Origin of the sequence: Bacillus sp. TH25 (assembly GCF_016650935.1) — a bacterium.
GTDB classification, from domain to species: Bacteria; Bacillota; Bacilli; order Bacillales; family Bacillaceae_G; genus Bacillus_A; species Bacillus_A mycoides.
This window is the reverse complement of the sequence record NZ_JAEKEU010000009.1, coordinates 928,233-953,503: the sequence shown is the minus strand read 5'-3', so window position 1 is coordinate 953,503 and position 25,271 is coordinate 928,233. Positions and strand designations below refer to the sequence as shown.

The following is a 25,271-nucleotide window of genomic DNA, read 5'->3' as shown; positions in this document are numbered from 1 at the left end:
TTTCATCACTATCCGATTTAACAATTTTGGGGATAAGGTGAGGATGTAAAGCAACACAACATTCCAAAATAATAGGAGCGATACGTTATGAAATTACTCAAGATTCAAAAAGGAGCTGTACTTGCATTAACAGCTATATCGGCGAGTACACTGGTATTTTCTGCTTATGGGTCTGTAAACCCGGTACAGACTGAAGGCGCGGTACAAGTGGAGACAGAGAAGGAAAAGAAAAGCAAGCATCGGGATGAAGTCAAACGCGTCATTGATGAGGTGGTAACCATCAAAGGAGTCCCAAGTGTCATAGCTGGCGGGTTACAGAACGGGAAACGCTGGTCTTACGCTACAGGTACAGCCAGTTATGAAGTACCACACCCGGTAGAGTCCAATTTTTCATTCCGTATTGGAAGTATTTCAAAGACTTTCACAGCGTCCGTTGTATTACAGTTGGCTGACGAGAAAAAATTGAATCTGGATGATTCGGTTGAAAAATGGCTGCCAGGTGTCATAAAAGGTGAAGGGTATGATGGCAACAAAATTACGATCCGTCAGTTATTGAATCATACAAGCGGGCTTGCTAGCTATACAGATTTGGATTTCCGAGATATTACTTTGCCCCAAAATCCATACCGTTACTATTCCGTCGATGAGCTTATCGACCTTGGACTTTCAAAGCCACCTGTATTTGCACCAGGGAAGGGCTGGAATTATTCCAATATGAATACTGTACTAGCCGGTCAAATTATTCAAAAGGTAACAGGAGAAACGTATGCGGAGCAGATCAGGAAACGGTTTATCATACCGCTTGGAATGAAAGGGACATTTGTGATGGGAAATAGTCACGAAATTCCGGGTAAGCATGCCACAGGATATAATATGGATAGATCGGGTCATTTGTATGATTTAACAGAAATGAATCAATCATGGGCAAATGCGGCGGGAGATATAGTCTCAACAGTTAATGATTTGACTACCTTCTTCAGTGCGTTGTTGGGCGGGAAGCTTCTGACTCAAGAGATGATGGACCAGATGCACACAACAGTAGATGGACCTTTTGGTAAAGTCGGACTAGGGATTTATGAATTTAAAACAGCGGACGGGCAATCTTACTGGGGGCATGCCGGAGGTACTTTCGGATATGAATCGAGAGCCGTCGGATCTCTAGACGGGAAGCATATTCTGGTAACGTGCATCAACTCGGTAGGTCCACAAGTAGCGCCAGCTCACGATAAAATAATCAATAAGGAATTTAGCCATTACGCAAGTCTAAACAGACAGTGAATTATATATGTTTGACCTGCTTAGAAAACGAAAACATACCGATCTATACATGGTTACGAGTGCCGGATCATATCTATCACTCCTCATGGGATTTATACACAAAAGGACCGTCAAGATGTTTTCCTAGCGGTTTTTCTTATGAGATGGATGTATATTGTATTCATAGAAGTTAACATAAAGTCCTATTATGGGTAGAAAGAAAAAGGCGGATCCCTACTCTCACAAGGGAACCTCCTTTTTTTGTTCTACGGATCTATGCATTTTTTTATACATTCCTATCCTGGCGCGGTTTTAGGGTTCTTGTTTGTTACTGGATTAGCCGAAAAACTGTATAAAACCTTGCATGCTCTTAGCATGGTTTTTTTCCGAAATGCTGGCGGTACCCCATCGCCATCAAGCTAAGGTTTTGAAGTACCCCCAAAACCAAAATTCACTTTCTCTACAGGTAGTTACTTTGAGAAGTCAGCTCATTTTTTTCGTTTTGGGGGCGTTTATTTTTCTTAAGTTGATGGGGATGGGGGGAACCCTTTCCTTGTTTAGGCCGGATATCCGCCTGTTGGCGGTGGCCAAGCGCTAAATAATCTGCGAATCAGCACAATTTCTCCTAAATGGTAGGAGTTGTGAGATGCAATATTGCGTAGCACACCGCCCGGGGTTTCACCAGGCCATTCCTCCAATGTTTTGTCCAATTGAACAGTTTGGGCAATCGTGCATGCCTGTTCAATCCCCTAAATAAAATACTGAATAATCTGTTTCCGTTTGAATAGGTTTTGCTTTTCCATACTAATCACGTCCTTTTTTAGAATACTAGTATCAGTATGTCCAAGTTTCAGAGATTAGTTACATAAGTCATATAGTTTTTGCACCAGAACCATAAAAGTAAGTCTATGACCTATTTTTACACATATCTCGGCTGTTCACTATAAGAGGCCAAGTAAATAGAAGACAAAAAAGCGACCAATTTCAATTAGTTGCTTTTTTGTCTGTATTGTTCCACCAATCCCTATTCTTCAATTCGATTGAATCAGTGTAAAATATTCCTATTTTATCATCAGTATGTTTTGTTTCAACCTTCAAACGATAAATACTTGGAGTTACAATCTGTCCAAATATCAAAACCTTTATAATTGTTAACTGAAAAATTTGAATGATATCATTTTTTTATTATTAGCTTAATAGAGATGTGGTGGTATGCCTATTAAATGATTTTAACAGCAGAACTGGATTTGAAATATATTTACCTGAAAAATCAGATAAATAATGATAAATAGAAAGAACATTTAATAATAGATATAGTTTTTCAGTGAGTGAAATATAATTTGTGTTATCAAATATTTACATAGGAGGCAATTATATGAATTAAAATCCCCGCTTAAGTTTTATTAAAAAATAAAATAATAGTTATTATTCTAGTTGTTATAGAAAGGACGAAGAGAATGTCAATAGTTCAGCGTTATACAACGACTACAAATGGTGCGATGACGTTTACAGGTAATACGCTAGGATTTGGTTCGAATAATCCTAGCTATAATGACATTGGAGCATTCATTACGTTGGATCTTACCCAACAAGTCCCAAGTTATCCAATAGGTAGTACATTGAATTGGAAATTGAATGCTTCTCAAGCAGTTCTGAAATTTCCTGTAGCTAGTGAAGTGCTGTATGCAGAGTTGATTTGGGGAGGTACCTCAAAATTTAATGCAGTGGATGTTACAGGAGATATTAACGTTCCCATTTCCTTAACTAACCCACAAGGTTCAATACAAACAATATCTCCTGATGCGACAACGGCCCAAGTAGTAGTGCATGAAAATCACACATTTTATATTCGTACAGCTGATGTTACTAAACTAATAAAGGCGAGTGGGGCAGGTTCTTATACTGTAAGTGGGGTACCAGCCACAATCCAACGGCCAAGTAAAAGTAATGCAGCAGGATGGACACTTGCTGTTATATATAAAAATCCTTCTTTACCTTCACGAAATATGAACTTATATGTTGGTGTGGCATCTGTTGAAAGAGGGAATGTAGTGGATCAAAAAATTAAAGGTTTTGGGACACCTGAATCCAAGCCGTTTCAGGCAAGAGCTTTATTGACTGCTATCGAAGGCGATAGTTTCATTTCTAAGGACCAATTTTTATTTGGTCCATCCCCAGGCCAATTACAAGCCATTTTTGGACCGAATAACTTAGTGGATAACTTTTTCGCTTCACAGATTAATGATGATGGTGGAAATTTAGATACTAGTGGGACAGCGGGAAATAGTAATGTAACCCCAGGGCAAAAACAGTCTACACAGCGCTATGGCTGGGATATTACGAATGTGGATATTTCAAACGCCATGGAAATCTCACAAACTGAAGCGATTGCTCGGTTCAAAACAGATATGGACGGATTCATCCTTTCTGGATTAGGGATTCAAATTGATGTGAATAGTCCGGAGCTCAAGATAGACAAACAAGTGGATAAAGATATAGCAATAGTCGGAGATGAGTTAACTTACACAATTTTAGTAGAAAATAGTGGACTAGTAGAAGCTCAGAATTCCATTTTTAAAGATATTCTTCCAGATGAGTTAGAATTTGTGCAGAACAGCTTAACTATCGATGGGCAAGCCAAACCCGGAGAAAATCCAGCTAAAGGAGTCAATATCGGATTTGTAAGCATAGAAGGGCCAGTCGAGATCATATTTAAAGTGAAAGTGATTGCAGTCCCTACAGATGGAAAGGTGACTAATACGGGTAAGCTGGATTACGAGTTCCAAAGTGCAGCGGGTTTACCTCTCACATCAGGATCTAGTAGCTCAAATGAAGTAAATACTATCATTAAGCATGTACAAGTCGATCTCGTGAAAAGTGAAGATCGTTCGGTTTACGATAAAAAGGGAGATATTATCACCTACACGCTCGATATTACCAATAATGGAGATACTTCAGTAAATGCAATTTCTATTAAAGATGTCATACCTACAGGAACGGTACTCGTTCCAGGGAGTTTAAAAGTAAATGGTGCACCGGTGCTTGATGATTTAACAACAGGAATTCCTCTTGGTACATTAATTCCTGGCCAAACAGCTGTGATTACATTTCAAGTAGCGTTACAGAGTCCGTTGCCAGTGAAAGTAGATAACCAAGCAGAGGCAATTTATCAATTTCAGCTGAAACCAGGTAGCGATGTGCGTGAGGAAATAGTAACAAGTAACCTAATTACGGCGTGGTTGGAGACCGATTGTCAAAAAGCACAAAATCAGATTTTTGAATCAGTAGCACAACAAGAGCTCGGTTTGATGAAAATCCTTCAAGCAGAAAGTGTAAAGGTACAAGAAGCGGTAAAGGCATTTGAAGAAGAACGAATCTCTGCCCAAGAACTTGCTAGGATTAATCAGAGTGTCGAAAAAGTAGTCCAAAAAGCTACACAGTTGGAGAAATTATTAAAAGATAAATTAGAAATTGCTAAGCAGATTTGTTGTTAGTAGATTAATGAGAAAGAAGCACAAGAATTTATAGCTTTATTTAGATTGAAAAGGGGGAAGAATATGCCATTTATTCATCGTTTCACCCAAACAACCAATGGTGCGATTACATTTACAGGAAATACATTAGGTTATGCAGATGGAAGTACAGATATCGGGGCTTTTTTGACAACAGATAGTTCTAAACAAGTGTCAGGCTATCCAGCTGGAAGTACAATGAACTGGCAAGAAAATTCCTCTTTGGCTATGCTGAGAATCCCTGCAGACAGTGAAATATTGTATGCCGAGTTGATCTGGGGTGGATCGACTAAAGATCAATATACTGATGTTCGTTCAGCTATCAATACTTCGATTACTTTTACTACCCCAGCTGCTACTGTATCCATCGCACCAGATGCCTTCACTGCACGAGAAGAGTCCGTCTTTGGCGGTCAAGTTTTCTATGTTCGCTCTGCGAATGTAACTGAATTTGTACAAAAAGGTGGAGCTGGAACTTATATAGTAGGTGGTATTCCCGGAACGGTAAGAGATTGTACTTTTTTTCTAGCTTCTACCAATACAGTGGGATGGACGTTGGCTGTCGCTTATAAACATCCATTACTTAAAATTCGAAATATGAATATTTATGTTGGGTCTCAAGTGATTTCTATGTCTAATCCTCCAGTGGATGAGTTGATTTATAATTTTAAAACCCCAGAAGGTGGGGATATCCAGGGACGTGTCATGCTTACGGCACTGGAAGGAAACTCTAATCTTCCTGGCGATCGCTTTGAATTTGGTCCCAATCGTTCGTCGCTTTCGGTGATATCTGGTCCGAATAATCCTGGAAATAATTTTTTTGCGTCGCAGATTAACGATGATCTAGGAAATTTAGATACTAGTGGAACTGCTGGAACGCTCAATAAGCCTCTTGGATCAGACGGATTTGGCGTACGATCGGGTTGGGATATCACGAATGTAGATATTTCTCACACGTTGCATCATAGTCAAACCGAGGCAATCGCCCGTATTGCGACGGCGCAAGATACCTATTTGGTGAGTGGATATGGAGTACAGATTGACGCCAATAGCCCAATCGTAAAAATGAATAAGTCGGGGGATAAAAAACAAGCTGTAGTAGGTGAAATAGTAACTTACACTTTGGAAGTAAAAAATGATGGCTATGTAGATGCGACTAATGTGATTCTTCAGGACTACTTAGATCCAGAACTTGAATATTTACCAGATAGTTTACGAATCAGAGGTGCGGCATGGCCAGGACAAGATATTGCTAAGGGTGTGAACATTGGTACTTTGGCTGTAGGAGAAACAGTCCTCATCACGTATCAAGCGAAAATCATGAAAGAGCCTGATGATAAAGTGGTGCATAATCAAGCATCGATGATCTTTGATTTTCAGAGTAGACCAGATTTACCTATATCGACAGCGACGAGTATTAGTAACAAACCTGGGATTGAAGTGATTGAGCCACCTACCTGTGAAGAAGGGAAAAATCAGATTATCCAAACGATTGCTGAGGCGGAACAAAGCATTGCTAGGATTATGCGGGCAGAAGCAGAAAAAATTGAAGTAGCTGCTCGTGCGTTTGGAGATAAGAAAATAGGAGTCCAAGATCTCATCGCTGTCAATGAAAGTGTGGAGGATATGTTAGACAGCCTAATCGTACTAGAATCAGTGCTTAAAGATAAACTCGCTGTTACCCAAGAAATTTGTGATTTTTGCTCATAACATCCATATATAATTTGATTCGATGATGGAAAGGGTGATGAAATATGTCTCAAAGTCGGGGGTATGTAAATATGAAAACTGAAGCGAATAGATTAATGGAGGATAGTCTGAAGATGGAAATAAATAAAAAAGTAAACAAAAATGAGGCAAAAGTAAAAGATATTTTGACTTATACCGTTCTTGTAACAAATATGGATCCGGTTGACGCACAAAACGCTATCTTGAAAGATATCCTTCCAAAAGAGTTGAAGTTTGTTCCAGGTAGTGTCTTTGTGGATGGTGTGCCTCAACCTAGTGTGAATGTAAATAATGGGATTAAGCTAGGAATGGTAGGAACAGGAGAACTGATTGAAGTGACATTTCAAGCGAAAGTAATCAATATTCCTCCAGATGAGCTAGTGAAAAATAAAGCCACCTTAAATTATGAATTTGAAAGTGCTTCTGGATCGCCTATCAAAAAAGGAGAAGCAGCCAGTAATATAACAGAGACAAAATTGATTGTGCGTCCTCCTACTAACTGTGAGAACAATCAAAGTACCATTGAATTTTCAATTAAACAGGAAGAGAAGGCCATTCAGGAGTTACTGGATGCAGAGGCAGAAAAAATAAAGACGGCAAATCAAGCCTTTAATAGTGGCAGGATTACAAAAAATGAACAGAATTTGATTATTCAGAGTGAAAATAGTGTTTCTCAAACATTATCTACATTGAAACAAGAACTACAGAACAAGAGAAATACGATTCAGGATTTATGTAGTGGTTGTAAGTAGAGAAGAAGAGGATGTCTTACTTTTCCTCAGATGCTTTTGAAAAATAGGGAATCTGATTCATCACTAATAAGGTATGAATTACAGAAAAGAAAGGGAGAGGCACATGTCTAATTTTCCGAAAGTGAGTATAGAAAAGGAAGTAGACAAAATTGATGCGGTGGTAGGAGATATTCTAACATATACTTTTACCATTTCCAATGATAGTCTAATTGATGTTACTAATTGTAATTTTAAGGATTTTCTATCAGAAGAGGTGCAGTTTGTCCCGAATAGTGTGGAAATTGACGGTGAATCAAAACCTGGTGAAGATCCAACGAAAACGATTGTACTTGATAGACTATCCATTGAAGGGCCTATCATCATTACATTTAAAGTTGAAGTGATTAAACCTCATTCTAGTGGAGTGATTAGGAATAAAGCTTACATGGGCTCTCAGTATTCAGGTGGTTATGTAGATGCGGTCAGTAACGAAGTACAAACCAATGTGCCAGCAGGACGAACAACCTGTGAATGGTCACGTGACTTAATCATTCATTCCATCGCACAAGAGGAAAAAGGTCTAGCCATGATTCTTTACATGGAAGGCGAAAAGATTCAAGCAGCAATTAATTCATTCCGAGGTGGCCGGATTAAAGTGACGGATTTGCTAGCAATTAACAAGAGTGCAAAGGAAGCAGTTCAGCAAATTGCTAATCTGGAAAAAGAGTTGAAGAAAAAGTTAGATCAAGTTAAAGACCTATGTTGTGGTTGTAAGTAGGGATAGGAATAGATAAATAGAGAAAGGGTGAGAATCATGGCGTTTATTCAGCGATATTCAACCACGACTAACGGAGCGGTTACTTTTACTGGCAACACACTGGGTCTAAGTAATACCAATATCAGTTATACAGATATTGGTGCATTTATCACATTAGATTTGTCTAAGCAGGTACCAGGATATCCTACAGGTACCACACTGGATTGGAAAGAAAATGCTTCTGCTGCACAGCTTCGCTTACCAACGGGAAGCATAGTATTATATGCAGAGCTAATTTGGGGTGGATCAACAAAAACGAGTACCGAGGATGTGACGAGTGAAATAGATCGGACCATAACGTTAATCTCACCAAAAGGGAGCACCCTCATTACGCCAGATCCGACTACGAGTCAGCAAGTAGCTCAGGCGAACCAAATATTTTATGTTCGCTCTGCCAATGTTACTAGTTTTATAGATGCAGGTGGGGCTGGTAATTATACTGTCAGTGGTGTACCAGCGACAGTACAAAGATATAAAGGGAACAACGTGGGGGGATGGACTTTATCTGTGGTTTATAAAGATCCTACATTGCCTCTTCGAAATATGAACATTCATGTCGGAACTGCATCGATTGAGAAAACGGGATCAGTAAGCCAGAAAATTTCTGGCTTCTCTACGCCTGAACTTGGTGATGTCAAAGCAAGATTGTTGCTAACCGCAATGGAAGGAGATTCAAAGATTCCAGGAGATCAGTTACTTTTTGGAAAAGATGCCTCTTCTTTAAAGCCCATTTCAGGTCCCAATAATCCGATTGACAACTTCTTTGCTTCACAAATTAATGATGATGCAGGGAATCTAGATACGAGTGGTACCTATGGGAATGTAAATGTCATACCAGGAAGTGCCGGACCAGCAGTTCGTTATAATTGGGATATTACCAATGTGGACGCTTCTACAGCTATGGAGAATTCACAAACGGAGGCATTAGTTCAACTGACTTCGAAATCAGATGGTTATATAGTGACAGGTCTGGGTGTCCAAATTGATGTGAATAGTCCAGAAATCAAAATTAATAAAGAAGTAGATAAAGAAGCAGCTATCGTGGGTGAAATCCTTACTTACACTCTATTAATTGAAAACAGTGGAATGACCGAAGCACAAAAAACTATTTTAAAAGACACTCTTCCACCAGAATTAAAGTTTGTTGAAGGCAGCTTACAGATCGATGGCGTTCCTATACCTGGTGGAGATCCGACAAAAGGAGTAGACATTGGTTCCATATCTATCGAAGGCCCGACGGAAGTTACCTTTCAAGCCTTAGTATTAAAAGTGCCACCAGACAATAGAGCGGTGAATAAAGCTACTGTCGTGTATGATTTCCAAAGTGCCCCAGGCTTACCGGTCTCTTCAGGTACAGCAGATAGTAATGAAGCCATTACGGTCATTCGAAAAGTAGAGGTAGAGGTAGTGAAACGGCAAGACATGTCAGTTTATGTCAAGGCAGGTAACATTGTAACCTATACCATTGAAGTTGCTAATACAGGTGATACACAACTGACCGATGTCGTAATTGAGGATCAAGTTCCAAATGGAACGAAGTTGGTTCCAGGCAGTTTACAGATAGATGGGCGCCCTCTCTCAGGCAATATAGAAAGTGGCGTGAATATTGGTACGGTAGAGCCCGGGACGACGACAAGAGTCACCTTCCAAGTGTTGATTGATAACCCAGTGCCTAAGAAAGTGACAAACAAAGCAAAAGTTGATTATAAATATAAGCTTATTCCTGATGGACAAATTTATCGTAAAGTAGAAATGACGAATGAAGTGACAGCTATTCACGAAAGCAATTGTAAAGAAGCACAGAAGAAAATCGTGACAGGTATTGGAGAAGCTGAGTTAGCGGCTGCAGGAGTAATCGTAGCAGAAAAATTAAAAATACAAGATGCAATTCGGGCCTTCAACGAAGGGAAGCAGAGTGCAGAAGAATTACTCAATGAGAATGAACAGTTGACCCACAAACTAACAAAAATAATTTTAGACGAAAAATTGCAACAAGATACATTGCAAAAAGCAAAAATACTTTGTTGCGATGGTATTGAAGGGATTGACTACAGTGGTGTCTATATCATCAAAAATAAAGGAAGTCAAAAAGTATTAGATATATGTAGCGCCTCAATGGATAATGGTGTAAACGTCCAACAATGGGATTATAACGACGGAGATCATCAAAAATGGGAACTAGAGAAGATGGCAGATGGGTATTATAAAATCAAAGCAGTTCATAGTGGGAAATTGCTTACTGTGTCCGGAGCTTCAAACAGTGATGGTGCGAATGTAGAACAATGGGAAGACATTGGTGGAGATAATCAAAAATGGAAAATCGAAAAAAATTCGGATGGAACGCTTAAATTGATAGCTAAGCATAGCGGCCAATTACTTGATCTGAAGAGTAGTATACAAAACAATGGTGCTAATATTCAACAATGGCCAGACAATGGTACAGATGCTCAATGTTGGGAATTGACAAAATTAAAATAATACTTTTTATAAAATAAAGTATGTGTTTCGATATAGTAGCACAAAGTAGAAGTATTTGCTTTTAATAAAAACGGTAGAATAAACTTTAAAAAGAAAAGACATGAGTCATTGAGAAGTTGATATTATCCCCTTAAGGTAGACAGTGTAAAAAGACCATGAACAAACATGGATGTTACACTTCTACTTGGAGGGGATTTTATTATGGCTAAAAAAGGGTCTACATTTCAAACTTATTCAAATGAATTAAAGATACAAGCTGTAGAAAGTTTTTTAAACGGTGAGGGTAGTCAATCAGCTATAGCGAAGAAATATGGACTTAAAAGTAGAACACAATTAATAGAGTGGGTTAGGAAATATCAAGAAACAGGCGGTATTTCAGACTCACGGGGAAAAAGTAGTGGTAATAAGGGCCTCAAAAATCCCTTGAAAGGTCGTCCTCGTACGAAATTCGATAGTATGGAAGAAGAGTTGGAATACTACAAGGCACAGGTGGCGTACTTAAAAAAGCAGTATCCAAATCTGTAGGAGGTGTCCTTGCTCAAACGACGAAGTACGAGATTATTGAAGAACTACGTTCTCGATACAAAGTAATCTGGCTTGTCGTCATTGCTCAGTTAAATCGTTCTAGCTACTATAAATGGCGTTCAACACGTACGCAAAGAAAATTACGTTTTTCAAAGGATGATACACTGCGTGAACAAATTCAAGCGATTCACATAAAACACAAGGAATATGGCTATCCTCGTATGACAATTGCCTTACAAGAAGAGGGCTTTTTAGTGAATCACAAAAAAGTATGTAGACTTATGCAAGAGCTTCAAATTCAATCGATCATCCGTAAAAAGCGTCGCTTTTTTAAAGGGAAATCCTCAAAGATTTTCCCAAATGTAGTAGAACGCCAATTCCAAAATCGCAAACAAAATGAGGTATTTGTTACAGACATCACTTACTTGCCATTCAAAGATAATTTTCTCTATTTATCGGTCGTCCAAGACATTTACAATAATGAAATTGTTGCCTGGAAACTCTCACATCGCAATGATCTACAACTTGTTCTCGATACACTTGATTTAGCAACAAAAAAAAGAGATGTGTATGGAACCATCATCCACTCGGATCAAGGATTCCAATACACATCTCATGCTTATCATCGTACGCTTCAACAGCTAGGTGCCATCGGCAGCCACTCTCGCAAAGGAAACTGCCATGACAATGCTTGTATTGAATCATTCTTTTCTCATTTTAAATCTGAAATGTTTTATCTCAATTATTATCAAACAAAAGAAGAATTGATTCAAGCAATTGAAACATACATCTATCATTATAACTACAAACGATTCCAAAAACGACTCAATCATCGAGCTCCGATTGAATATCGAATCTCAATGGCTGCTTAGTCTTTTTTAAAGCTGTCTACTTGACGGGGATAAGACCAAAGTATAGACTCATGTCTTTTTTGTGTTATGGTGTAAAAAATTATTTAATAGAAGAAATCGAAAATACATTTGATGAGGTAATCTTTTTAAAAAGACGGAAATATTGTATTACATGAAAACGTAGAGGAAATTCGTTTTCATCAAGGTAAAGCAGTACATGAGTTGTTTAGGGAGGTTTTTGAGTAATGAATTCACTTTTATAGAGGTATCGTGGATTCTTTAGATGTATGAAAATAAAAACTTAAGACTATTCAAATTCCAACCCTCTTATTGATGGGCGTAATGATTGGTACCATGATACCTCAAACCGGATTATATATCATTGTAATGCTATTAATGATATTGTTTACAATCACTTGGGTTACCATGAATCGACAAATTCACAGTCAACCTATAGAGTAGAATCTGCTCCCTTATTTTTGGGTGTGAGGCAAAGCATGGAGAGAAGAGTATTTCCTAAAAAAGTGCTCCTAGATAAATCTAGGAGCACTTTTTTGGATGTAGTTACTGGTTTTATTGGATGGTGAACACCAGCAGTTAGATAATAACTTATGAATGTGAACTACTCACCACTTAGCAAAGTTTGAAGAGGGAGCTTCTTAGTTCCACGACGAAAGTAACCTTTCGTCTCCCTGAGCTTTACTTCGGGGTGTTCCACCCCTAGATGTCCAACGCTTGAGGAAGGAGAATTCTTTCGGGGAATTCGTTAAAACATACTCCAGCCTTCTTGTGCGGAAAGTAGTTCTAGTATTTTAAAACCAGCTATACTATTTCCATTAGCATCTAGAGCGGGTCCAAAAATACCAATTCCCATTTCTCCTTTTACGCATCCGAATATCCCACCGGCAACCCCACTCTTGGCGGGTATTCCGACGCGAATTGCAAATTCACCAGATTCGTTGTACATGCCGCATGTGACCATAAATGTTTTACAAATTTTTGTTATATGTTCCGGAACGATTTGTTTTTTTCTATATGGATCATATCCATCCATTGCAAAAATCAAACCAATCCGTGCTAAATCAATGCAGTTTACCTCAATTGCGCATTGACGTGTGTATAAGTCCATTAACGCCTCTACATCGCCATTGATAATGTTATTTTGTTTCATATAGTAGCAAAGAGAACGATTCAAGTAAGCTGTTTCTAATTCAGAGCCGGCTACTTTTGAAGAGTAATTAATCGTAGGATTGTCCGTAATATCACGCACAAAGGAAAGAATCCGTTCCATCTTCTCATCATTACTATCCCCTGTTAGTATACTTGTAATCGCTAGTGCTCCTGCGTTAATCATTGGATTGAGTGGTTTAGAAGGGTTAGCTGTTTCTAGTTTTATAATAGAATTAAAAGGGTCACCAGTTGGCTCCATTCCAACTTTAGAAAATACAGACTCTTCGCCACGCTCTAAAAGTGCAAGTGCAAGCGTAATTACTTTTGAAATACTTTGAAGGGTAAAAAGCGTTTGGGAGTTCCCAGCATGGATATAATCTGTTTCTTTATGATAAATTGCAATCCCTAAATCATCTGGATTTGCATTTCTTAGTTCTGGGATATAAGTAGCCAGTTTCCCTTTTTTTGTATATGATTGTACTTGCTCTAGTAATTGTTCTAGGTTATTTGTTTGAATACAGTGCATAACTAATACGTCCTTTTCCTTTTTATTAAATGTATTCTCTCTAATTCATCTGAAGGTTAATAAAATTTTTGGTGAAATGGATAGATATTGTCTGAAATATTATAAACGTGCAAGTTCATAATCTCCTATTTCCACAACTTTTTAGTTGTGTTCATATAATCTGTATTTAATAAACGACCTGAATAAAGGTGCATCTTCGGTATTCTAAAAATTGACTCCTCTGTATTTAAGAAAAGATTTTTGTTATCCAATCTTTTCTTGGGTGCTTTCGCTGTTCCAGCATTCAGTATTATTTAAATTAGGAATATTAGTTGCATAGAAAATCGGATCTTTTCCGGCTTTCTTTTGCCTTATATAATCTTTGAGGGCGGAGAAAGCATATTTTCCAAGGAGGATGATTGCAATTAGGTTGAAAATGGCCATAATCCCCATGAATAAATCTGCAATATCCCACACAATTTTAACCGTTGCTATAGAACCTAGCATTACCATACCAATTACCGAAATACGATATATCAGTAATAATGTCTTACTACCACTTAAGAACTCAATGTTTGTTTCCCCATAATAATAGTTCCCAACGAGAGAACTAAAGGCAAATAGAAAAATAGCTATTGCTACAAAGGTAGGTGCCCATGGTCCAATATGAGTTTTTAATGCTTCTTGTGTTAATTGAATCCCATTCAGGTCTGTAGCATTGTGCATATCGGATAGAAGGATCATAAATGCAGTACAACTACAAATTATTAGTGTATCCGTAAAAACACCAAGCGTTTGAATAAATCCTTGTTTAACAGGATGTGTAACATTGGCAGTCGCAGCTGCGTTTGGCGCACTTCCCATGCCAGCTTCATTTGAAAATAAACCACGCTTTACTCCTAGAAGAATCGCAGCACCAAGCCCTCCGCCTACAACTTCCTTAATACCAAAAGCATGCAGCAAAATTTCTTTGAATAAAATAGGAACTTGCGTAATATTTGTAATAACCACAAATAGTGCAACACCAACATAAAGAATCGCCATAAATGGTACAATCATTTCTGCGACACGAGCAATCCGTTTTACGCCTCCAAAAATGATTAGTGCTATCAAACCTACTAGTATACAGCCGACAATTGTAGGCTCTAGGTTGAATGCGTTTTCAAATGCTAGCGTAACCGTATTCGCTTGAACAGCATTAAACACAAGACCAAAGCAAACTGTAATTAAAATTGAGAAAATAACTCCCATCCAGCGTTTATTTAATCCTTTTTCCATATAGTAAGCTGGACCGCCTCGAAATTTATTTCCATCTTTTACTTTGTATATTTGAGCAAGTGTACTTTCAACAAATGCAGAAGCTCCTCCAATTATTGCGATAAGCCACATCCAAAATATTGCACCGGGTCCGCCGGTGGAAATCGCAATGGCGACACCAGCTAGATTTCCTGTACCAACGCGAGAAGCTGTACTCATGCAAAATGCTTGAAAAGAAGAAACTCCATTTTTTTCTTTTTGTGCTTTACGAGTTGAGGAACTTGCACCATCACTAAGTAAGCGAATCATTTCACCAACATAGCGAAATTGTACAAACCTTGTTTGAATTGTAAAATAGCATCCAACCCCAATTAAAAGAGCAATTAGGATGTAACCCCATAAAAATTCATTTGTAATTCCAATGAATTTGTGGATGGGAGTGATTACATCTTTAATAAAATCCATATGCTTACTCCTCCTTATTCTAATGAATATATTTATCTAAAAAGACGTGGATTCAGTATGACAAAGAAAATAAGCGGAAACATGATGTGCAAAGATTATTTTATCTTTTTCCGACAGAACACTTCCTCCTCAATTTGTGTGAAGGTGTGATAGCACCAGCAGGTAGGTGGGAAATAAATGTCGGATGGCGTAAGTCAAAACGTTTGCTACCATATACTTGTACAGATTGCTCGTTGAAAACTGAAGATATGAGGTTGGTTGCAGAAAAATCGTTGCAATCGTAAAATCTTCAACGTTCCATCGTCCCACGCTTGCCGAAGTTGCGAAAACCAAGCTAAAGTAGGAAGCGTGATGAGTCAACGTACAAGACACTTCAGTTCTTCCCGTAGGAACTACGGGAAGAGCCTGCTAAGATAACTGGTGGATATATCGATGTTCGCAGGAATCCCCCACTTCAAACATCTCGTAAGAGTGTTAAGTGGGGGGAGTTCAAAGAAGCTACCATAATGTTATTACCAGGAAAAATTCAATCCCGATACTATTTTCGTTTATATATTTTCTTTTTGTACACGAATCAGACGCCCCTTTAGAGTTACATTGTTCCAATGATTACAATTGCCTTAATGATTTTAGGTAGTAGAACATTGTTTAGTTCTTCCTGAAATCATCAAACCAATCAAACTACCAAGTAAGGCTATTAAAATCCATCCCATTCCTTCATTGTATAGAGGAACGTATTGCATGAAAGTAAGCAACGAGTCACTAGCAAGTTCTGCTGTTTCTAATCCTTGTACTATACTAATCAGTAATGCTCCTAAAACTGATCCAACATAGACAGCCTGCTTATCTTTTATAAACCGATCAAAAAAAGCGAGGATAATTAGCACAATTGCTACAGGATAGATAACAATTAGGATAGGTAGGGAAAGTTTAATTAGCATAGACAAACCAAGGTTTGATACCCCAAAGCTAAATAAGCAAATAATTAAAATGATTTTGTTATAAGAAATCTTTGGAAATAGTGTTGTGAAAAATCTCCCACATGCTGAAACGAGTCCTACAGATGTAGTTAAACATGCAAATAACATTGTAATTCCTAATAAGGAAAGACCATATTGACCAAATAAATGTTGTACTACATTTGTTAATAACACACTTCCGTTTTCAAATGTGCCAAATGTTTGAGAAGTAGCTCCAATATAAGCAAGTGATATATATATGATAGATAATCCAAGTGCGGCTATTAGACCTGCTACTATAGTAGATTTAGCAATGGATTTTTTATTTGTAACACCTTTTTCTTTTATAGCGTTAATTACGATAATTCCAAATACGAGAGCAGCAAGGGCATCCATTGTTAAAAACCCTTCAATAAATCCTTTGAAAAAAGGAGATTCCTGATATGAATCAGAGGGTGTTGAAATAGATCCAACTGGTGAAGAAATTGCTTTAACAATAATAATACTAATCATGATTAGTAACAGCGGGGTTAAATATTTTCCAATTCTATCTACCAATTTAGAGGGATTTAAAGATAGTAAAAACGTTATACCGAAATATATAAAAGTATATAGGGGTAATATATACCATTGATTTTGCATGGTGGTACTTAAAAAGGGGGCAACTGCCATTTCATATGAAACAGTGCCTGTACGAGGAATGGCGAAAAAAGGGCCGATTGCTAAATAAATGATAAGAGGGATAATAACACCACAGGCGGGGTGAATCCTACTAGCAAGGGTACTAACATTTCCACCAAAAAGGGAAATAGCAGCGATGGCTAATAATGGAAGTCCAATACTACTCACAACAAATCCTGAAATTGATATCCAAATATTCGTTCCAGATGAATATCCTAATAATGGAGGAAATATCATATTACCTGCACCGAAAAATATTGCAAACAGCATAAGTCCAATAGGGATTGTTTCTTTAAAAGTTAACGATTGTTTCATAGAGCACTCTCCTTTTTTGACGAAAAATGTCGAAATTTAAGTTTTTTTCATTATAACATATAGAATTAGAAAATACAGAAAAATAAAAATAAAAAAATCCTTATTTTACTTGAAATGCTATTTGAAATAAATTCACTCAAAAATACGCCATCCTTTCCTATGATTCTACAGAAAGAATAGCGTATTTTTTCATTTCAGGTGGGATTTGATTTTGCCAGCTTGTGATAGGGCACTAAAACTATCGTTATATTTTAATGAAATAGTTAAAATTTTGTAATCATTTTCTTCTTTTTTAAAATTAATAACATCATATAGGCGGTAAAACAGCAAAAGTTGATATTATTTTGAATTTCTTCACCGCTCATAATTGTTTTTTGTACATCTGGCAACGCTTTGATTCTGTCGATCCGCCATGGTACCTGAAAGTTTTATTTTTTAATGGTTACTTGGAATATAGGTTTTGAAGTGTTCTTGATGTAGTTTTACTTTATATACGATTCCTTATTTTTACATAAACACTTACTTCATAGTTTCTTTCTGTTGTGGCCGATAAAACGTATCTACCAACCGATTATACTCACCTCTTGAAATTTCTTTATTATACAGTTTAATTAATAAATCTTTATGAGCTTTCGAAAGCGCTATTTTGTCAATGAATTTTGGGTACATATATTATTCTCTCTCCGTCTGATAAATTATTATGTTGCATTTTGCCTACTTCCCTTGAATATTATAATGAAAAAATAAATATAATGCGAAGGTATTCCAATCTTTCATATCAAATTTAATTTTTCTATAGAAGAAACTTATCCAAAATAGTGAAATCATTGGGGTTCAATTTATGAAAATAATTGGCCTGAAAAATACTTTTTATAAAATAATATGAAGAAGCAAAGTAGCATTTCTTATAGGAGCATTGCTACAAAAAGTAGATGAAAAAATTATATAAAATTACTGTAATCCCAATTATTGAAATAGTATTTGAAAAGGAGGGGAACTCAGTTTGAAGTCAATGGGGACATAGATGTTCCTATTACTTTACTAGAGAAAAGTAATAGTTGAGTATGCTTGATAGATGTGAGAACCATATGAAGCATATATCTATTAGGTATGATGGGAACAAATGAGTTTATAAACTCATTTAACCAATTCGTAGCTAGGGGCTAGGAAAATAGAATGGGTATAGCTGTATTGTTCTACTAATATTAGGAACCTTTGCTTTCTTTTCTCTACTTGTTCTTGTAATGTAATCCTATTTAACACGTCTTTTTCTCCTTTGAATACGATTGAGGATGTGGGTAGTCTTTAGACTAATACATTTATTGTAACCTGGATATATTGAGAAGGAATATGGAACAGATCTAATGAACTATAAATATAAAATACACTCGGGAGGTTTTTATATGGAAAAAATAATTACAGTAAAAACAGGGGATTATGTCCAATTTCCTTATCGTGACAATCCTTCCTTAAAATTAACTGGATATGTGGTAAATGTTCTAACAAATACAATTGTTGTAGATGTTTCAGAAATACTCCAAATTCAAGAAAATGAATTAATAGAAATTCGTCAAGTTGTCAAACATGGCTGTTATGAAAGGATTAGTAAGCATGGAGAGAAGAGTATTCCCTAAAAAAGTGCTCCTAGATAAATCTAGGAGCACTTTTTTTGATGTAGTTACTGGTTTCATTGGATGGTGAACACCAGCAGTTAGATAATAACTTATGAATTTAAGATACTCACCTTGTAAACCCTCTCATCTTTTATCTGTTAAGAAAGTTTGTAACAGAACCTAAAAATAAATATGAAAATTTGTGTTAATTTATTAACTTTAATATGATTTTTCGCTTCAATTATAGTATTAGCAATATGATTTTACTATGTTTATAGAGTATATATAAAGATTTAAGATGATAAACTATCTTATAAAAGGCTATTATCTAATCATTTGTCTGAAAATTGCGAAAGGATGTGTAGATAGATATTATTGTAAATACATATATAATTCATTTTAATTTTCTGACATTAATTATCGGTATTCTTATAATAATCTTTGGCGTATATTGTGATAAATACAATGTACGGTGTCAGTATTTAAAAGGTTATATATCATAACTTAAAGGGGGAAGAAAACTATGAAAATGAAGAGTAAGATGATCATGACAACAGCGCTTGCAGCTACTTTAGCTACAGGTGCATTACCTACTACATCGGTGTTTGCTGCAGAAAAAGAAGCTCCTATCCAACAAAAAGAGTCACAAATTAGTATTCAACCGTTTGCACAGAATAATTTGGAAACAGCTGTTAATGCTGCTTTATATGGTCCCGAAGTCAAAAAAATAAAAGTATTTGAGCATGAATTTAATGTAAAAGAAATAGAAGTAGTAAATCTAGGTGGAGGGAAGAAATATGTTAAGGGACAAATTTCTCATCATTTAAGTTTTCGCCCAGATGATCAATTTTATTATGAGTTTACAGTACAAGATGGAAAGGTGATAGATAAGCCTGTATTTAATATTGATAGGGGTGGTTTTACACCATTTGTGGCTCCGCTTTTATCAATTCTTGCTGCGTATAATGGAATCCCAGTTAATCCAAACGATTTAAACTCACTTGGTCAACAGCTTGGAAAAGTTATAGATGGAAGCTGGGAACAAGCAGCACAATCTATTGCCACTGTAGTTAGTTTAACTTTTAATGAGTAGAAATTGAAGGGGAAATAAGTTATTGTTTAGTTTTGCAGAAGCCCATTTTTCGTAAGCATCCTTGTTATAAAAAGCTTTTAAATAAATATAAACCATGTATTAACACACCTGTTATATTTTCTTAATTTGTTAACCATCTTGTCTATCATTATATGTCACAAAATAGGAGTCTTGTTTAAGACTTCTGTTTTGTTTGTATAAAAAATGAGTGGCTTCGATTCTTTTTAAGATCCGTGAAGTATGATGAAGAATGGTGTCTTTACATGTCTATGGTTCGGCTCTATGAAATTTGTATATGCATGAATCTGATGGTTGTTGGATGAACCGCTATGGCCCTTCAAAATTTCAAGTAACAGACCGCTATCAAAAAATATTTTTAAGCAGAAAATCTCATTATTCTGGGAAAAGAAGCAATGTATATTGTAAAAAAACGTACTTTATTTTATGAGACGAATCTATTAAAAATTAGGAGAGATATAATGAAGAAAATAAAAATGAAAAACACCTTAAAAATTGGAATCCTTACTTGTTTTACACTTGCAAGTTTATGTACGACTTCTACAGTATTTGCTGATAGTCATCCAGGTTATTCCTATGAATCCAATATAGGCTATCAAAATCCAACATGGATGTCAAAACTAGAAGATACAAAAAGAATAAGCGAAGTATCTATCCCGGGGACTCATGGTTCAATGGCTTTACATGGGGCAAGTTTTATTGATGAAAATTTGACAAGAAATCAAACAATGACCCTATCTCAACAATTCAATGCAGGAATTCGTTATGTAGACATGCGTGTTAAACGTGTAAAAGATTCTTTTGCGATGCATCATGGAATTGTAAATCAAAAAGAAATGTTTGAAGATGTATTAAAAGAGACAATTCAATTTCTAAGAGATAATCCTAAAGAAACTATTTTAATGCGTTTAAAGGAAGATACTGATCCTGAAAGTGGCTCGCTATCATTCGAGGAAATATTTAAAAATTATAAAGACCGTAATGCTTCCTATTTTTGGGATCCGAATTCTGTACCATCCTCAGAAAAAAATAATCCTAAGTTAGGAGATGTTCGAGGGAAAATTGTAATATTACAAAATTTCTCGGCATCTCAAGAATATGGTATTAATTATGAATCTTTGAATACCCAAGATAAGTTTGAAGTTGGCACTGGACCAGACGGAATGTATGAAAAATGGAATGCGGTGAAAACCCATCTTCTAAATGCAAATAATAACTTTAACAATGGTAAGATCTATCTCAACCATTTTAGTGGCACGGGTGGTGCAGCAGCATTATTGAATAATTGTTACCCTTGGTTTGTTGCAAGCGGAAAAGAGAGCAGAAATACTAATAGTAATCCAAAACTGATTCAAAAAAATGTAACAAATGAATGGAGAGATTTCCCTCGAGACATAAATGGACAAGTATTTTATGGGGGAATGAATACACTTGGAACTGATTTCATACAACAAGGTGGTATTAAGCATTCTGGTATTATTGCTGCTGATTTTCCTGGACCAGGTTTAATAGATAGTATTATCAGATTAAATGGGATAGACTCAAGTGAAAAAGAAATATTAATTTCCCAAATTTCTTCTGAATCGAAGCCATTATCTGGACAAAAAAATCGATCAAGTCAAAACTTTAGCATTAATAATTTACCTACAGGAACAAAGGGGTTAAAATGGGTTATCGAGCCTACAGAAAAAGATAATGCATCTACTATTTCCTTCAATGTTATGATCGATGTTTCTCTGGGGACGGATTCTGTTCGTTGGGGAAACATTTCGAATGGATCTAAGACTGAAGCATATACAAATTCTAAATACTATATTGCAAACCCAAGTGGCGCAACTAGCAAATTTACAGTGAAAATATACGCTATTACAAATTAAGGTTTTATTGTAAAGTTTTTTAATAAGGGTAAGGTTCTTTGAACTACTCACCACTTAACATCCTCGCGGACTGTTTGAGGTGGTGAGTAGTTCAAATCAAAGCATAGTGAAGTATTGCTAGCTATGATTCGTATTCAATTTATGCTACGAACCTTATGGTCAACATGTACTGTCAAACTAGTTAAAAAAACAGGAAATAATATGTAATTATAAAAACTTATTGAAAACGCTAACATAGTTGGCTATAATCAGGGTATAAAACTTCAAATGGATTGTGACTGTTCGGCAGGCAAAACCTAAATTATGGTGAAACCAGATTTTGAAATACTGGATTCTAATTAATTTAGGTTTTTTTATACTCTAAAGTATGTAGCTGCTGCTGAGCAATCAATATCTAAAAACCTAATAAGGTGATGATATATGCTCATAAAAAAAGTTTTTAATAATAATGTTGCTTTGGTAAACCGAACTGGAACAGAAATGATTGTCATGGGTAAAGGAATTTCTTTTCAAAAAAAGTAGGTGAATATATTGATGAATCCATAGTGGATAAAGTATTTGTGCTAGAGAAGGAAAGTCAAGTATCGAATAAATTATTACAATTAATTAATGAGATTCCTACGGAACACTTCGAGCTTACTACCCAAATTGTGGAATATATAAAGAAACAAATTTCTAACTTAATTAGTGATAATATTTATCTTACCTTAACTGATCATATTAACTTCGCAATTAATCGATTTCAACAAGGTCAAATTATTAGAAATCCTTTATTTTGGGAAATAAAAAAGTTTTATCCAGAAGAGTATAATGTTAGTTTAACAGCTCTTACAATAATTAAAGAACATACTGGATTTGAACTACCAGAAGAAGAAGCAGGTTCTATTGCCTTACATGTAATTAATGCACAACAAGATAATATTGTAATGGAAGAAACCATTATGGTAACAAAAATAGTAGGAGAAATTTTAAAAATTGTAAACTACCATTTTGGAATCAAATTAGATGAAAAATCTATGAACTATAATCGTTTTGTTACACATTTAAGGTATTTTGCTTATCGTCTCTCTCGTAATGAACAAATAGTAGAAGAAGATAGCTTATTATATCAACAAGTTAAGGAAAGTTATCCGGAAGCTTACGGTTGTGCAAAGAAGATAATGGCACTTTTAAAATCTAACTACAATCAAAAACTTACAAAAAATGAGATTACTTATTTTGTTATTCATATAAATCGTGTTACTCAAAGAAAATTAAATCAAAATGATTAATTTACAGGATTGTGACTGTTTGGCAGGCAAAACCTGAGTTGAAGCTTATGTATATACATAGTTTCAACTCAGGTTTTTTATATTTCTGATGCTACATTTTATAGAATTGATCCTTATCTAATCAAAAAATTAAGAAATTCTCTTAGAAGAAACCTTTTGTTTCTCCAATTTCCTTTTTTGTGTCCAAGGGATTAAGATTTTGAGTACAAATCTCTAAGGAAATTCAGGCTATCTTGATATATATAATAATTTTTAATAATAAAGGAGTGTGTAGAATGAAATATGAAAAATTATCAAAAAAGATTATACAAGGAATCGGAGGAAAGGAGAATGTCAAAAGCGTTGTCCATTGCGCTACGCGTCTTCGCTTCCAACTAAATAATAAAACGCTTTTAAACAAAGAAAAGTTAGAACATTTAGAAGGGGTACTTAGTGTTGTTGAGAGTACAGGACAAATTCAAATTGTAATTGGTTCAAATGTTGCAGATGTGTACAATGATTTAGTTCAAGTAGGAAACTTTAATAATGGATCTGTTCAATCAAATAATCAACCAAAAGAAAAGGTAAAGCTCACAGCAATGATTTTCGAATTAATCTCTGGTACGTTTACACCACTCTTAGCACCACTTGCTGGAGCTGGGATGTTAAAGGCGATATTAGCAGTATTAGTTATGTTTGGTGTTCTTTCTGAAAAAAGTGGTACGTATGGAATCCTAGCAGCAGCAGGAAATGCTATTTTATACTTTTTACCTGTTATGATTGGTATTACTCTTGCTATTAAACTTGGTGCTAATGGATATATGGGTGGAATTATTGGAGCTTCATTATTAGAACCGAATTTTACTAGTCTAATGAGTAATGGAGATACAACTTCATTCTTGGGAATTCCTGTCCTATTAATGGATTATTCTTCAAGTATCGTTCCATCCTTTATTGCTGTACTTATTTATGCACAATTGGAGAAGTTCCTAAAAAAAGTTATCCATAAAGATTTACAATTATTTCTTTCTCCAATGATTTCATTGATTATTATAGTTCCATTAACAGTACTAGTGTTTGGGCCATTCGGAATTTATGTAGGGAAAATGATTACCTCTAGTATTAACTTTTTAAGCGAACACAGTGGATTACTGACTGGTGCAGTGATTGGAGGTACAATGATTATTTTAGTTGTCTTTGGACTTCATTGGGCACTCATTCCAATGAGTATCGAAAACTTAACGAATGGTGGAGATCCAATAGATCCAATGTGGGCAGCAAGTACATTTGCACAAATGGGAATCGCTTTAGGAATTTTTCTGAAAACGAAAGACAAAAAACTAAAATCTCTAGCAGGATCTACTACAATTACAGGTTTACTTTCTGGTGTAACAGAACCAATTATTTATGGCTTAATTTTAACTCATAAACGTACCCTAGCTTACGTCATTATTGTTGGTGCTATCGGAGGCGCATTTATTGGGTCATTTAAAGCCGAAGCGAAAGCGTTTATGCTGCATAGTATTTTTACACTAGGTGGTTCTACCACTCCATGGTTACCTTACTTTTTCATGATCTTACTTACAGTTGGTGGAGCTACACTGCTTACTTATTTCTTTGGATATGAAGATAAACCTTCAAAACAGAAGGGAAAGAGGGAAGGGGAACCTAAGCAGCTGAGGAATCCTAATAACACGAAAAAAGTATTAAACAAACAAATAATTAACAGCCCATTATCTGGACAAGTCATCCCATTATCACAAGTAAACGATCAAGTATTTTCATCCGAAGCAATGGGTAAAGGTATAGCTATTGATCCTAATAAGGGTGAGGTGATTTCCCCAGTAAACGGGACTGTGACTACTATGTTTCCAACTGGACATGCAGTGGGAATTACCTCAGATGATGGAATCGAGATTTTAATTCATGTAGGAATTGATACAGTTCAATTAGATGGAAAGTATTACACTAAGCTTGTAGAAACAGGAGATTCAGTGTCGATGGGGCAATCTTTAATTCAATTTGAAATCGATAAAATTAAAGAAGCTGGATATGAAACAACGACACCTATTATTGTGACAAATAGCAATCAATTTCTAGATATTATTCAAACGACGAATCAATCCGTCTCAACTAATGCTAATTTATTAACAATAGTTAAATAGGGGG

General features: G+C 35.9%; 13 protein-coding genes and 4 pseudogenes. 13 read left to right on the top strand and 4 right to left on the bottom strand.

Annotated features, from left to right (window positions below):
* Positions 1–216: 216 nt before the first annotated feature.
* A pseudogene (locus tag JFT89_RS09295) lies at positions 217–1,278 on the top strand (serine hydrolase domain-containing protein); the annotation flags it as partial.
* Positions 1,279–1,814: 536 nt separating this feature from the next.
* Here the strand turns inward: JFT89_RS09295 and JFT89_RS09290 are convergent.
* Positions 1,815–2,033 (bottom strand): annotated as a pseudogene (locus tag JFT89_RS09290) (DinB family protein); the annotation flags it as partial.
* A gap of 681 nt (positions 2,034–2,714) precedes the next feature.
* Here JFT89_RS09290 and JFT89_RS09285 point away from each other — a divergent pair.
* The 7 genes and pseudogenes from JFT89_RS09285 to JFT89_RS09255 all read left to right on the top strand — a co-directional run.
* The gene (locus JFT89_RS09285) at positions 2,715–4,751 is read left to right on the top strand and encodes a DUF11 domain-containing protein (protein ID WP_201039811.1); all 2,037 of its coding nucleotides are present in this window, start codon (positions 2,715–2,717) and stop codon (positions 4,749–4,751) included.
* A 63-nt stretch (positions 4,752–4,814) separates the two neighbouring features.
* Positions 4,815–6,479 (top strand): alpha-helical endospore appendage domain-containing protein, encoded by a 1,665-nt coding sequence (locus JFT89_RS09280; protein WP_002193452.1) that lies wholly within the window; start codon positions 4,815–4,817, stop codon positions 6,477–6,479.
* A 44-nt stretch (positions 6,480–6,523) separates the two neighbouring features.
* Positions 6,524–7,249, top strand: a complete 726-nt coding sequence (locus tag JFT89_RS09275) for a DUF11 domain-containing protein (protein WP_201039810.1) — start codon at positions 6,524–6,526, stop codon at positions 7,247–7,249.
* A gap of 103 nt (positions 7,250–7,352) precedes the next feature.
* Complete coding sequence (locus tag JFT89_RS09270) at positions 7,353–8,006, top strand: DUF11 domain-containing protein (protein WP_201039809.1); 654 nt, start codon at positions 7,353–7,355, stop codon at positions 8,004–8,006.
* Positions 8,007–8,042: 36 nt separating this feature from the next.
* A complete protein-coding gene (locus JFT89_RS09265) occupies positions 8,043–10,523 on the top strand; it encodes an RICIN domain-containing protein (protein WP_201039808.1) in 2,481 nt (826 codons plus the stop codon).
* A 201-nt stretch (positions 10,524–10,724) separates the two neighbouring features.
* Positions 10,725–11,920, top strand: a protein-coding gene (locus JFT89_RS09260) for an IS3 family transposase (RefSeq protein ID WP_374191829.1) whose coding sequence is annotated in 2 segments (ribosomal slippage) — positions 10,725–11,022 and positions 11,022–11,920 — 1,197 coding nt in all. Because the reading frame shifts where the segments join, the coding sequence is not laid out codon by codon here.
* A gap of 83 nt (positions 11,921–12,003) precedes the next feature.
* Positions 12,004–12,145: pseudogene (locus JFT89_RS09255) on the top strand (ABC transporter ATP-binding protein); the annotation flags it as partial.
* 520 nt (positions 12,146–12,665) lie between these two features.
* On the opposite strand, the gene glsA reads toward JFT89_RS09255, so the two are convergent.
* The 3 genes from glsA to brnQ all read right to left on the bottom strand — a co-directional run bounded on the left by glsA (position 12,666) and on the right by brnQ (position 17,251).
* Positions 12,666–13,595 carry a glutaminase A gene (glsA, locus tag JFT89_RS09250; RefSeq protein ID WP_002016963.1) on the bottom strand — a complete coding sequence of 310 codons (930 nt, stop codon included), beginning with the start codon at positions 13,593–13,595 and terminating at the stop codon, positions 12,666–12,668.
* A 243-nt stretch (positions 13,596–13,838) separates the two neighbouring features.
* Positions 13,839–15,296, bottom strand: coding sequence for an alanine/glycine:cation symporter family protein (locus JFT89_RS09245; protein ID WP_002166563.1), 1,458 nt, complete (start codon positions 15,294–15,296; stop codon positions 13,839–13,841).
* A 629-nt stretch (positions 15,297–15,925) separates the two neighbouring features.
* The gene (brnQ, locus tag JFT89_RS09240) at positions 15,926–17,251 is read right to left on the bottom strand and encodes a branched-chain amino acid transport system II carrier protein (RefSeq protein ID WP_201039807.1); all 1,326 of its coding nucleotides are present in this window, start codon (positions 17,249–17,251) and stop codon (positions 15,926–15,928) included.
* 1,403 nt (positions 17,252–18,654) lie between these two features.
* Between brnQ and JFT89_RS09235 the strand changes: the two genes are divergently transcribed.
* From JFT89_RS09235 to JFT89_RS09215, 5 genes and pseudogenes are all read left to right on the top strand, one after another.
* Complete coding sequence (locus JFT89_RS09235) at positions 18,655–18,885, top strand: DUF2187 domain-containing protein (RefSeq protein ID WP_201039806.1); 231 nt, start codon at positions 18,655–18,657, stop codon at positions 18,883–18,885.
* Positions 18,886–19,387: 502 nt separating this feature from the next.
* Positions 19,388–19,957, top strand: a complete 570-nt coding sequence (locus JFT89_RS09230; RefSeq protein ID WP_201039805.1) for a methyltransferase — start codon at positions 19,388–19,390, stop codon at positions 19,955–19,957.
* A 479-nt stretch (positions 19,958–20,436) separates the two neighbouring features.
* A complete protein-coding gene (locus JFT89_RS09225) occupies positions 20,437–21,852 on the top strand; it encodes a phosphatidylinositol-specific phospholipase C (RefSeq protein WP_201039804.1) in 1,416 nt (471 codons plus the stop codon).
* A gap of 420 nt (positions 21,853–22,272) precedes the next feature.
* Positions 22,273–23,123 (top strand): annotated as a pseudogene (gene licT / locus JFT89_RS09220) (BglG family transcription antiterminator LicT).
* 275 nt (positions 23,124–23,398) lie between these two features.
* A complete protein-coding gene (locus JFT89_RS09215; protein ID WP_201039803.1) occupies positions 23,399–25,267 on the top strand; it encodes a beta-glucoside-specific PTS transporter subunit IIABC in 1,869 nt (622 codons plus the stop codon).
* The last annotated feature ends 4 nt before the right edge of the window (positions 25,268–25,271 follow it).

Bases quoted from the DNA above. Each gene is read 5' to 3' on its own strand.
- JFT89_RS09285 (WP_201039811.1), top strand. From the start codon at position 2,715: ATGTCAATAGTTCAGCGTTATACAACGACTACAAATGGTGCGATGACG.
- JFT89_RS09280 (WP_002193452.1), top strand. From the start codon at position 4,815: ATGCCATTTATTCATCGTTTCACCCAAACAACCAATGGTGCGATTACA.
- JFT89_RS09275 (WP_201039810.1), top strand. From the start codon at position 6,524: ATGTCTCAAAGTCGGGGGTATGTAAATATGAAAACTGAAGCGAATAGA.
- JFT89_RS09270 (WP_201039809.1), top strand. From the start codon at position 7,353: ATGTCTAATTTTCCGAAAGTGAGTATAGAAAAGGAAGTAGACAAAATT.
- JFT89_RS09265 (WP_201039808.1), top strand. From the start codon at position 8,043: ATGGCGTTTATTCAGCGATATTCAACCACGACTAACGGAGCGGTTACT.
- glsA (WP_002016963.1), bottom strand. From the start codon at position 13,595: ATGCACTGTATTCAAACAAATAACCTAGAACAATTACTAGAGCAAGTA.
- JFT89_RS09245 (WP_002166563.1), bottom strand. From the start codon at position 15,296: ATGGATTTTATTAAAGATGTAATCACTCCCATCCACAAATTCATTGGA.
- brnQ (WP_201039807.1), bottom strand. From the start codon at position 17,251: ATGAAACAATCGTTAACTTTTAAAGAAACAATCCCTATTGGACTTATG.
- JFT89_RS09235 (WP_201039806.1), top strand. From the start codon at position 18,655: ATGGAAAAAATAATTACAGTAAAAACAGGGGATTATGTCCAATTTCCT.
- JFT89_RS09230 (WP_201039805.1), top strand. From the start codon at position 19,388: ATGAAAATGAAGAGTAAGATGATCATGACAACAGCGCTTGCAGCTACT.
- JFT89_RS09225 (WP_201039804.1), top strand. From the start codon at position 20,437: ATGAAGAAAATAAAAATGAAAAACACCTTAAAAATTGGAATCCTTACT.
- JFT89_RS09215 (WP_201039803.1), top strand. From the start codon at position 23,399: ATGAAATATGAAAAATTATCAAAAAAGATTATACAAGGAATCGGAGGA.